9 protein-coding genes are annotated in these 12,305 nt (G+C 45.8%); all 9 read left to right on the top strand.

The features are described from left to right. Positions 1–16: 16 nt before the first annotated feature. The 9 genes from ACXAFM_RS05995 (at position 17) to ACXAFM_RS05955 (ending at position 12,176) form a co-directional block, all read left to right on the top strand. Positions 17–988 carry a PstS family phosphate ABC transporter substrate-binding protein gene (locus ACXAFM_RS05995; protein ID WP_474827792.1) on the top strand — a complete coding sequence of 324 codons (972 nt, stop codon included), beginning with the start codon at positions 17–19 and terminating at the stop codon, positions 986–988. 423 nt (positions 989–1,411) lie between these two features. Then, positions 1,412–4,192: a hypothetical protein gene (locus ACXAFM_RS05990; protein ID WP_474827790.1), complete on the top strand. Its 2,781-nt coding sequence runs from the start codon at positions 1,412–1,414 to the stop codon at positions 4,190–4,192. A gap of 117 nt (positions 4,193–4,309) precedes the next feature. Then, positions 4,310–6,958, top strand: coding sequence for a TonB-dependent receptor domain-containing protein (locus tag ACXAFM_RS05985; RefSeq protein WP_474827788.1), 2,649 nt, complete (start codon positions 4,310–4,312; stop codon positions 6,956–6,958). A 176-nt stretch (positions 6,959–7,134) separates the two neighbouring features. After that, complete coding sequence (locus tag ACXAFM_RS05980; RefSeq protein ID WP_474806290.1) at positions 7,135–7,893, top strand: DUF3450 domain-containing protein; 759 nt, start codon at positions 7,135–7,137, stop codon at positions 7,891–7,893. Between the two features lie 13 nt (positions 7,894–7,906). Further along, positions 7,907–9,271 carry a MotA/TolQ/ExbB proton channel family protein gene (locus ACXAFM_RS05975; protein WP_474827786.1) on the top strand — a complete coding sequence of 455 codons (1,365 nt, stop codon included), beginning with the start codon at positions 7,907–7,909 and terminating at the stop codon, positions 9,269–9,271. Between the two features lie 2 nt (positions 9,272–9,273). After that, a complete protein-coding gene (locus tag ACXAFM_RS05970; protein ID WP_014978335.1) occupies positions 9,274–9,792 on the top strand; it encodes a MotA/TolQ/ExbB proton channel family protein in 519 nt (172 codons plus the stop codon). A gap of 32 nt (positions 9,793–9,824) precedes the next feature. Continuing rightward, a complete protein-coding gene (locus ACXAFM_RS05965; protein ID WP_071817097.1) occupies positions 9,825–10,232 on the top strand; it encodes an ExbD/TolR family protein in 408 nt (135 codons plus the stop codon). Positions 10,233–10,235: 3 nt separating this feature from the next. Then, entirely contained in the window at positions 10,236–10,844 is a 609-nt protein-coding gene (locus ACXAFM_RS05960) for an energy transducer TonB (protein ID WP_012517281.1), read from the top strand. 6 nt (positions 10,845–10,850) lie between these two features. Further along, entirely contained in the window at positions 10,851–12,176 is a 1,326-nt protein-coding gene (locus ACXAFM_RS05955; protein WP_474827783.1) for a tetratricopeptide repeat protein, read from the top strand. Positions 12,177–12,305: the final 129 nt, after the last annotated feature.

Here is a 12,305-nt window from a genome sequence, read left to right as displayed (position 1 = left end):
TGGTGTTATAGGTTTATTGCTGACAATAGGTCTGTTGTTTCCACTTAGAATACTCGCTACTCCTCAGACTGCCCAAAGCGCTTCCTCTGCTTCAGATACTTACCAAGTGCCCGCCTATGAACGCAAGCCCGGTGTTGCAGGAAAAATATCCTCAGTGGGCTCAGACACGCTGGCAAACTTAATGACCTTTTGGTCACAGGAATTCAAAACCCTTTATCCTCAGGTCGGCTTTCAAATACAGGCGTCCGGTTCATCTACCGCTCCGCCGGCACTGATTGAAGGTACTGCCACCATAGGCCCTATGAGCCGAGAATTAAAGCCCAGTGAAATACGGGATTTTACGCGAACCCATGGTTACCCGCCTACGGTATTAAAAGTGGCAATGGATGCCATCGCCATTTTTGTCGATAGACGCAATCCGCTGCCGGGTATGACCCTTGAGCAAGTTGACGCGGTGTTTTCTGAAACCCAGTTTTGTGGCAGCAATACAGCCATTACCAATTGGTCTCAGCTCGGCGTTGACGATATAGGCTATCAATCTCCTATCAGGCTGTACGGTCGAAATTCAGTATCGGGTACTTACGGCTTGTTTAAAGTGATGGCGCTGTGCGATGGTGACTTTAAGAATACGGTAAACGAACAACCTGGCTCTGCATCTGTAGTATTGTCCGTGGCCAGCGGTACAGGCGCGATTGGCTATGCCGCTTACGGCTATAAAACCGCAGGAGTTCGCGCTCTGCCTTTAGGTGAGTCGCTAGACAGCTTAATCCCTCTTTCTATTGATACGGTGCGCAACGAAACGTATCCGTTTGCCCGTTTTCTTTATTTAGTGATAAATAAAAAGCCCGGTGAGCCTTTACCTACTCTGGAAAGGGAGTTTTTGCGCTATATCTTGTCACAGGAAGGGCAGCAGCAGGTGTTAAGAGACGGATATTTCCCCATTCGTGAAGATGTATTAGTACGCCAGCGTCGATTACTCGATGAATAATTTTGTTTTTCACTACTAACGATTTGGTAATGACATAACTAGTAAACAGATTTTTCTCAAAAAAAGTGCTTTAAAATATCCAGGTGCTTTCAACCATTCTTGTCATAATTACGTCACAAATCAGGAAGGTAGGCTCACAATCTAGGTTAAGGTTGGGGGACAATAGAGGCTATGGCGAGTACAAAAGTATTCTCGAATTCAAGTAAGCGATACAAGCGTTCCTCCGCTAAGTTTCAGAAAAACAAATAAAAACAAATTTATTATTGGCGAGAATTACAGTTCATTGGGTGTTTTTTAGTTTAAAATTGAACTTTTTCTGTGAAACTTTTGTTACAGCGCCTTTATGTAACAAATGTGTCATCTACCTTAGGTAAAGTTTCCGCGTTTTCTAAATCCATAATTATACCGTACTTGGAGAAACACATGGAACTTAAGCAACTTTTCAAAGCTTCAGCTATTGCTACTGCTCTTGTGCTAGCAGGCTGTGGCGGCGATATTAATATCAGTGAAGGTGATATTGATAACAGCGTAACTAATAATAACGGTGGAAACACTGGTGGCGATACTGGTGGCGATACTGGTTCAGATGATACAGCTCCAGGTGAAGTAAGCTCTTTCCTAAGTGGTGAAGTTTCTGACGCGTTCGGCCAGTCGGTTGAAGTACGCGTTCTTTCTGGTCGTTTAACAGCTGATGATGCTGACGATCAAGGCGTTATCACGCTAACTAATGACACAGTATGGGCACTTGAAGGTCCAGTATTTATTGGTAACGACAAAGCAGACAGCGTTACGCTAGCAATCGAAGAAGGTACAATCATCTTTGGTCGCACTGGTGCAGATTACCTTGTAGTTAGCCGTGACTCTCAAATTGAAGCAGAAGGTACGGCATCTTCTCCAATCATCATGACTTCTTTCAACGACGTTGTAGGCGACGAAGTTGGTGCTGGTCAATGGGGTGGTGTGGTTATCCTTGGTAACGGTACATCAACTAAGTGTCCACAAGACGGCTCTGACTGTGCGCTTCAGGTTGAAGGTGCAGAAGAGGGGGCAGTATTTGGTGGTACAGACGATACAGACAGCTCTGGTATCCTTAAATACGTAGTAGTGAAATACGCTGGTTTTGAAATTGCGCCAGACAACGAACTTAACGGTATTACATTTGGTGGTGTTGGTTCTGGTACAGAAGTTGACTATGTACAAGTACACAGCAACGCTGATGACGGTGTAGAATTCTTCGGTGGCGCGGTAAACGCGAAACACTTAGTTTTAACAGCTAACCAAGATGACTCAGTAGACTGGGACAACGGTTACAAAGGTAAGCTTCAGTACGTTTACGTTCAGCACGCTGCTGACAACTCTGACGCAAACCGCGGTATTGAAGGTGACGGCGACGGTGGTGACGGTCTAGAATTCTCTAAGCCAATGATCGCTAACATGACAGTTATCGGTAACACCTTCGACACAGCTGACGCTGACTCTGAAGGTCTCCTACTTCGCGACCAAACTGGCGCAAATCTAATGAACTTCCTTATCACTGGTCCAGAAGCAATGGGCGAGTGTTTAGAAATGGACACAGACGAAACGGTTCAAGCTAACCTTTCTGACGGTGACCTAACTATGACTTACTCAGCTATCGCTTGTTCTGAGCCGTTCAACACACCTGAAGGTGCAGTTGATCTAGAAGCGTGGTTTACAGGTCAAGAAGGCAATCAGCTAATCGCGTTTGAAGACCGTGCAAACCTTGGTCTGAACCCTGATGGTACACTAACTGCGCAAAGTGACCTTCTTACAGCTGGTGGCGACGCGTCTACATTGCTTGACACCTTCTTCGAAGCAAACACCTTCATCGGTGCTATAGGTGAAGATGACTGGCGTCAAGGTTGGGCGTTTGGTTTCGGCGGTGGTAACATCGAACTAGCTCAATCAGCTTCTGGCTGTCCATCAGGTACAACGTCAATCACGCCAGTAGACGGTTCAACCACTACGTGTGAAGTATCAGGTACTATCACATCTGACCTTACGCTTACAGAAGGTAACTTCTACGCACTTTCTGGTGCAGTATTCGTAGGTGGCGACAAAGAAAACAGCGCAACCCTTACTGTTGAGCCAGGCGTAACTGTTTATGGCGCATCTGGTAACGACTACCTAGTAATTAGCCGTGACTCAGAAATTAATGCAAACGGTACTGCTGAAAACCCAATCACGTTTACTTCACGAGACCACGTTGTTGGCGGTCTTGAAGCGGGTGAAGCTGGTCAATGGGGCGGCATGATTGTTCTAGGTAACGGCGAATCTACTAAGTGCCCTCAAGACGGTACTGACTGTTCACTTCAAGTTGAAGGTGCACAAGAAGGTGCAGTGTTCGGTGGTACAGATAACACTGATAGCTCTGGTACGCTTCGCTACGTTCGCGTAATGCACGGTGGTTTCGAAATCGCACCAGATAACGAACTAAACGGTATCACATTTGGCGGTGTAGGTTCTGGTACTACTGTTGAGTACGTACAAGTACACAAAAACGCAGATGATGGTGTTGAGTTCTTTGGTGGTGCAGTAAACGTTAAGTATCTTACGCTAACAGGCATTCAAGATGACTCTGTAGACTGGGATAACGGTTACAAAGGTAAACTACAATTTGTTCTTGTTAAGCACGCAGAAGACAACTCTGATGCTAACCGCGCAATTGAAGGCGACGGTGACGGCGGCGACGGTACAGCGTTCTCTAACCCAATGGTTGCTAACATGACTATCATTGGTAACGAGTTCGATACTGCTGACTCTGATTCTGAAGGCGTTCTTCTTCGCGACCAGACAAACGCACAGCTTTATAACTTCGTAGTTACTGGTCCAGCGGGTATGGGTGAATGTTTCGAAGCTGACCTTAGCGATGGCGATACTACGCTACTTGCTAACATGGACGGAACTAACGACCCACAACTTACTTTTGAAACATCTGTACTAGCGTGTGCGGAAAATATCAAAGACTCTGGCGACTTTAGCCAAGAAGATTGGTTCACTGCGCAAACAGGTAACAGCCTACTTGATAATACTGCGACAGTACTTAACGGTATCTACACAGTAGACGCAACTGCTGCGACTGACGTATCGACGCTAGACAGCTTCTTCTCTTCAGTAGACTTTATCGGCGCAGTTAAAGACGCTGATAACGACTGGACTGCGGGATGGACTGTTGGTCTTGAATAAGACCCAGTTCGCATAGCTAAAAACAAGCAAGTGCGTTGCAAAAGTGGCGCACTTGCTTTTAAGTTTGTAAGACACGAATTATTTTCGTGAATGTATTCCTTTCTAAAGAGGTTCATCATGAACAGACCTGCTAACAGGTTTCTTCTAAAGCCCATTAGCTTAGCCGTTGCAGCAAGTATTTTGCTTCCAGCGTCTATGGCTTTCGCTCAATCAAACGAAGACGAAGTGATTGAGGAAGTTGTCGCTACCGGTACACGCCTAAAGGGCACGGCGACGGCAGTAATGGAAGAACGTAAAAATCAAGCTTTCGTAGCTGACATCATGGGTGCTGAGCAGATAGCTCGTACTGGTGACAGTGATGCTGCGGGTGCACTTCGTCGTGTAACTGGTCTAACGCTGGTAGATGGTCGTTTCATCTACGTTCGTGGTCTTGGTGAGCGTTACTCATCAACACAATTAAACGGCGCAATCGTGCCAAGCCCAGATCCAACGCGTAACGTAATACCTCTCGACTTGTTCCCGTCGAGCATTATAGAAAGCCTTGCGGTTCAAAAATCGTATTCGCCTTCCATGCCTGCGGCATTCGGTGGCGGTAACGTAAATATCCGATTGAAATCTATACCTACACAGCGTGTTTTCAACGTATCAGCTGCGGTTGGTATCGATACGGAAAACTCTGGCGATGTCCTGGATTATGCTGGTGGCGGTCGCGACTGGACAGGTGAAGACGACGGAACCCGCGCAGCCTCAGCTGCTATCCAAGAGCGTTGGGATTCAAAGAATTTCCTAGACGACCTAGAGCCCGAGGAAGCGCTAGAGTTGTTCAAGGGCGTTAACAGAGAATATGGGCTTGAGAGAGAATCAGCTGACCCTGATATGCGCGTTAACGTTACCTATGGTGACAGTTACGACTACGACGACGACTGGCGCTTCGGCTTCCTAGTGACTTCACGTTACTCAGCCCAAACTCGCTCTTCTGAAGAATACGAGCTACAAGACCCTGACTTAGTGGGCGATGACATTATCAATGTACGCTTCTTTGACGATATTCAAGGTACTGAGCAAACGGTGACTTGGTCTTCACTATTAACACTAGGTGTAGACTACAACCGTCAACATCGTATTGATTACAGCCTTATTGTACTAAACGACACGCGCGATGAAATTCGCGAAATGTTTGGTAACACGGAAAACTTGAACCAAGCAGAAGGTTTGCGTATTCGCGATATCGACGTTCAGTACGAAGAACGCTCGCTTTATACCAATCAGATTAAAGGTCAGCACACCATCCCAGAACTAAACTTCATGGGTATTGACTGGACGTACTCGTTGGGGCGCTCTGTACGTCACGCGCCGGGTAACTTCAATGCGCGTTTCGTAATGGAAGACGTGAACCAAGACGGCATCTTCGATGATGAAAACGAAATCTTCTTGTCAGATGCACAAACTGCGGCTCGATATACGTTTCAAGACCTTCACGATCGCTTGGAAAACTTTGGCTATAACGTGACTTACCCCATGACAATGGGTAAGTGGGAAACCGAGTACAAAGTGGGTGCAAGCTTTGTAACCAAAACACGTACTGCTGAAAACCGTCGCTTCGACATTAATACACTTGGTGTTGAAGACCGTTCAATTCTAGACGGTAACGACTTTAGCGAAATCTTCAGCGACAGCGTTTTAGACACCTTATCTTTGTCTAGCCGACCCATTATTCGTGATACGACTATTGCTGGTGATGACTATGTAGCGGGCCAGAAAATTGATGCTTACTATCTAGAAGCTGATTTCTTCTATGACAACAAGTGGCGTTTCACTGGTGGTGCACGTTATGAAGACTTCCGTCAGGTAGTGGCGCCACTAGACCCGCGCACAAACCAGTTTGACTTGAGTGACGAAGCGGATCGTTCGCAGCTTGCGTTCCAAGAAGACGGTTTTTATCCAGCACTTGCAGTGACTTACTTCTTAGAAGACGATATGCAGCTACGTGCAAGTATCGGTCAAACGGTTGTACGTCCCGATCTTCGTGAGGTTTCTTCGGCGACTTACTTAGACCCGTTAACTAACTTCCCGATTGCTGGTACACCTGGTGTAAGCACAACAGATATCATTAACTATGATTTACGTTGGGAGTGGTATCGCGAAGCAGGTAACAACGTGTCTGTAGGCCTATTCTATAAAGACATGGAGGCGCCAATTGAATCGGTACAGTCTCCGGCTCAGGATGGTCCACCGCTAATTCGTATTGCTAACGCTGAATCTGGCGAGGTTTACGGGGTTGAAGTTGAATTCCTACAAGACTTAGCCTTCATTGGCGACGGTATTTGGGACAACTTGTTTACTACAGGTAACATCACTGTCAGTGATTCTGAAATCGTATTAGATCGTCAGAACATCGTTGAGCAAACTGGTGTTTCTGCGGCAATTACTAATGTTGAGCGCCGAATGACCGGCCATTCTCAGTATGTACTTAACATGCAGTTGGGTTATGACTCTGATAACGGTGAACACACTGCGTCGTTAGTATACAACGTATTCGGTGAGCGTATTCTAATTCCGGGTATTGATGGTTTCGACGATAACTTCGAACAACCATTTCATTCATTGGATATGGTATACAAGTACTACCCAGACTTTAATAGCACTGTCACATTACGTGTTCAGAATATTCTAGGCGAAGATCGTGAAATTGAATTTAACGATACCCTGCTTAGGTCTGAGACACGAGGTACAGGTATTAGATTGTCATTTAAATATGACTTCTAAAAACTGAACTTATCCTTAAGGCCGCTACATGCGGCCTTTTTTATGAGTTAAACATGACACTTTCGGTTCTAATATGACAGTTTCGTAATAAAACTGTCACAGAAAAACTCTATCCTACGCGCAGAAATTTATAGTCGGATACAACCGATTTCTTTTAACTTTAAAGGTTTGAATGTATGAAGCTTATCAATGCTTTGTTAGTTGCAGGTGCGCTTACAGCGACACCGGTACTGGCACAAGACGATGAAGTCTTAAAACCCGTTGTCGATGAGGCAGCGAAAATCAATGAGTCAGCGGCAAAATCGCAAGAAAAAATAAACGGTATTACCGATCAAATTGACAGCAAACTTCAACAGTTCAAAACATTGATGAAAGAAATCGAAGGCCTTGAGGTTTATAACACTCAGCTTCGTAAGCAAATCAATAACCAAGAACAAGAAATGGCAGATCTGAACTCAGCTATTGACGAAGTGTCTGTTGTTGAACGCCAAATCACGCCACTTATGATGCGTATGATTGACGGTCTAGAGCAGTTCGTTGCTTTAGACGTACCTTTCCTTCCTGAAGAGCGTGCAAATCGCGTAGCTGACCTTCGCGCCATGATGGACCGTGCTGACGTTGCTGCGTCTGAAAAATTCCGTCGCGTAATGGAAGCATACCAAGTAGAGATGGACTACGGCCGCACTATGGAAGCGTATAGCGGTATCCATTCAATTAACGGTCAAGAGCGTGATGTAGAATTCCTACGCCTTGGTCGTACAGCGCTAATTTATCAAACACGTGATGCTAGCATGCAGGGTGTTTGGAACAAGCAAACCCGTCAGTGGGAAGAGCTTGATAGCAGCTACCGTACACAAATTACAAAAGGTCTGCGCATGGCGAAGAAGCAACTTGCACCAGACTTGCTAATGCTGCCAGTGGCAATTACAGACTAAGAGGTTGATGAGAATGTTTAACACAGTAAAACGTATCGCTGTTGGTCTAGCAGCCCTTAGCATCAGCGTTGGTGCTTTCGCACAAAGCGACCGTGCGATGGACTTAGACGCACTTCTAAAGCAATTAGAAGAAGGTCAGTTCGCACAGTCTCAGCAAAACAAACAGCGCGAGCGTGATTTCCAATCACAACGTGCAGAGCAAGATCGCATTCTTCGCGAAACCCGTGAAAAGCGTGACCAGATGCTTGCACAATCTGAGCAGCTTGAAACTCAGTTTGAAGAAAACGAATTCAAACTGGCTGACTTAAACGGTGCACTAGACACGCGTCTTGGTTCACTAAAAGAGCTATTCGGTGTGCTGCAGCAAATCGCGGGCGACACCAAAAACAAATTCTATAACTCAGTAATATCTGCGCAAATTCAAGGCCGTTCAGAGTTCCTTGACCAAATGGCACAAGATATGGGTTCAAGCTCAAAACTTGCTTCAATTGAAGAGATTGAGCGCGTGTGGTTTGAAATGCAGCGTGAAATGACTGAATCAGGCAAGGTGACTACCTTTACCACTGACGTTGTTGAAGCTGGCGGCGAGAAAGTGAACAAATCTGTTGTACGTGTAGGTCCGTTCGCGCTAGTGGCTGATGGTAAATACCTAGACTACAACGGTGTAACCGGCACAGTGTCTGAACTAGTACGTCAACCTGCTGACCGTTACAACGATTCTGCTGCAGAACTACAAGCATCAAATGGTGAGCTAGTTCAGTTCGGTATCGACCCAACAGGTGGTTCTATCCTAGGTCTTCTTGTTCAAGCGCCAAACCTTAAAGAGCGTGTAGAGCAGGGCGGTGTTGTAGGTTATATCATTCTTATCGTTGGTGCGTTTGGTTTACTACTTGCTCTAGAGCGTCTTGTAACGCTTACGCTAACACGCATGAAAGTAAACAAGCAGCTTAAGAGCAAAGAAGTTAACACTAATAACCCGCTTGGCCGTGTACTTAAAGTACGTGACGAGCATCCAAACGCTGACGTTGAAGCGCTTGAGCTTCACCTTACAGAAGCGATTTTGGGCGAAGTGCCTAAGCTAGGTCGTAACCTGACTATCATTAAGATTATCTCAGTAGTTGCGCCGCTTATGGGTCTACTAGGTACCGTAACGGGTATGATTAACACCTTCCAGGCCATTACCTTGTTTGGTACAGGTGACCCGAAACTAATGGCGGGTGGTATTTCAACAGCACTTGTAACAACAGTACTAGGTCTTGTTGTAGCGATTCCAATGACACTGCTTTATGCAATGCTTAACACACGTTCTAAGAACATTGTGTACATCCTACAAGAACAGGCGTCTGGCGTAATTGCAGAGCGCGCTGAGCGAGGCTAATCATGATCGAGTTTCTAGAAGCAATTCGCGATTTCACAGAAACAGGCGGCCAGGTTCTCCTGGTCATCGGTCTGCTGATATTCGTTATGTGGCTTTTGATCCTCGAGCGTGCGATGTATCTGATGGTTTGGCACAAGCAAGCCAAGAAAGAAGCGGTAGCAATGTGGACAGCACGTACCGACCGCTCTTCTTGGTTCGCTGAGCAAGTTCGTCAGAAAACAATTTCACAGTTAACCATGCGCCTAAACGGCAGCATCCCAATTATTCAGTCTCTGGTAGCGCTTTGCCCGCTGCTAGGCTTGATGGGAACGGTTACCGGTATGATTGAAGTGTTCGATGTAATGGCGATTGCGGGTTCAGGTAATGCTCGTTCAATGGCATCAGGTGTATCGAAAGCCACTATTCCCACAATGGCGGGCATGGTTGGCGCACTTTCAGGCGTATTCGCCGCTACCTGGTTAACACGTATGGTGAAATCAGAACGCACGCATCTTGAGGATGCATTGATTATTCAACGTTAATGCTAGCTAAGCATTAAGGTAAGGTATTTATTATGAAGCAGCACTTTCAAAACTTAGTCGATGAAGAAGAAGCAGCCATCGACATGACGCCCATGCTGGACGTTGTATTTATCATGTTGATCTTCTTTATTGTGACTGCGTCATTTGTGAAAGAAGCCGGTATTGATGTTAACCGTCCCGAAGCAGCTACTGCTGTGAAAAAGGACCGCGCTAATATTCTTATCGCTATTTCAGATAAAGGCGAAATTTGGATTAACAAACGTCGTATCGACGTTCGCGCAGTGCAGGCGAACATTGAGCGTTTACACGCTGAAAACCCACAGGGTACTGTTGTTATTCAGGCTGATAAAAAGGCCACAACAGAAACCTTGATTAAGGTTATGGACGCGTCGCGAGCCGCTGGCGTTTACGATGTTTCGATTGCAGCCCAAGAGCAATAAATCATGCCACGATATTTAATCGCATTTGTTATCTCCCTTGCGATCACGTTAGGCCTGTTCTTCTTGATGCAATCGCTTATCAAGATGGGTGGCAGCGCACTAACTGAGCCGCCTAAGGGAAGCGTGCTTGACTTTGTTAGGGTCAAGCAGGATGAACAGGTTGAGAAAAAAGATCGTAAGCCGAAAAAGCCACCTAAGCCAAAAGAGCCACCTCCGCCAATGGAGCAACCGCAAATGGACTCGCCTTCTCCTGATGCAGAAGGTACGTCGATGGATTTCGGGGCCGAAGTGGGAGACGACATCTCTTTAGATGGAGGCTTGGCCCTTGAGTCAGGTGACGGTGAATACCTCCCGATCGTTAAAGTTGCGCCGGTATATCCACGACGTGCACTTCAACGGGGCATTGAAGGCTTTGTTATTGTTGAATTTACGGTAACTAAGCAAGGTGCGGTGCGCGACCCAATTGTTGTAGAAGCAAACCCAGAAGGTATATTTGAACAAGCGGCTATCGATGCTGCCATGAAGTTCAAATATAAACCTCGTGTTGTTAACGGCGAAGCAACAGAAGTGTCTGGTGTGCAAAACCGTATTACGTTCCAAATTGACGGGTAACAGAACATGATGAGAAAACAGACGAATACATTGCTTAGTGCACTGGCGTTTGCATTTGCATCGGCCACGGTATCTGTACCTAGCATGTTGGTTGCCAACGACGCTATTGCACAAGAGCAAAAAGCCAGCGAGAAGAAAACTCGCCGCGTACCTACATTACGCGGCAAGGTTTACGAACAGCTAGCTCGGGCACAAACGGCGGCGGATGAAGCAGGTAATATTGAAGAAGCTATCGCTATACTGAAAGAAGTAGAAGATAAGTCTGACTCAATGAATGCCTACGAAAAAGCCATGATGTACAACTTTTTCGGCTTCATTTACTACAACAACGAAGACTATGCAAAAGCGTTGGAATCGTTTGCTAAAGTGGTAGAGCAGCAGCCTATTCCTGAAAAGTTTGAAATGACCACACTTTTCAGTTTGGCTCAGCTTAACCTTATGCAAGGTAATTACGACGACACCATCACTTATTTAGAGCGTTGGGAAAGCCTAAATACGGGTCCAGTACCGGTTAAAAATAAGGTCATCAAAGCCCAGGCGTACTACCAAAATAAACAGTACGACGAAGCTGCAATGTGGATTTCTGAAGCCGTTGCCGATCACGAAGCGGAAGGCATGATCCCTGACGAAGGTTGGTTAATACTTCAGCGTGCTATCTTCTATGAACTCAAGCAGCCTCAAAAGGTTAAAGACGTTCTTATTAAAATGGTGAAGTTGTTTGACGAGCCTAAATATTGGATCCAGCTAGCCGGTATGTATGGTGAGCTAGGTGAAGAGCGCAAGCAGTTAGCCATCATGGAAACCGCTTACCAGCGCGGGTTTGTTAATACGTCTGCTGACGTGTTTAACATGGCACAGCTTTATTACTATCACCGTGTACCTTATAAGGGTGCTAAGTTGATGGAGCAGGCAATGAACGACGGTGTGCTTGAGAAAAACTTGCGCAACCTTAAGTTCTTAGGTCAAAGCTGGTCACTTGCTAAAGAGCAAGACAAAGCCATTCCCGTTATGATGGAAGCGGCTGAACTGTCTGAAGACGGTGAGTTAGATGCACAGTTAGCGCAAATTCTTCTTAATGAAGAGCGTTTCGACGATGCAATTGCTGCAGCAGACCGCGCGGTTGAAAAAGGCGAGTTAAGAAACCCTGGTTTGGTTTACTTGATTAAAGGCATGGCGCTGTATAATAAAAAGCAGTATGCCCTTGCGCTTAACCAATTAGCAGAAGCTGAAAAGCACCAGAAAAGCCGTGCTATGGCACAGCAGTGGAAGCAGTTTGTGCAGGGTGAAAAGCGTCAGGCAGATGCCATCGCTACCGAACTTGGTGCTAGTTAAAGCTATCGTTTAAGTTGAAACGCTAATTGAAAGGGTCGATAAAATATCGACCTTTTTTTATTTCTTCATGGGTAATTATTTATGCGGACTGGTATTAAATTAAAAGTCGCGAATTATTCGGTTTGTCAG

Source organism: Alteromonas sp. ABD4_190 (assembly GCF_056160105.1).
This window is presented reverse-complemented; position numbering and strand designations above follow the sequence as displayed.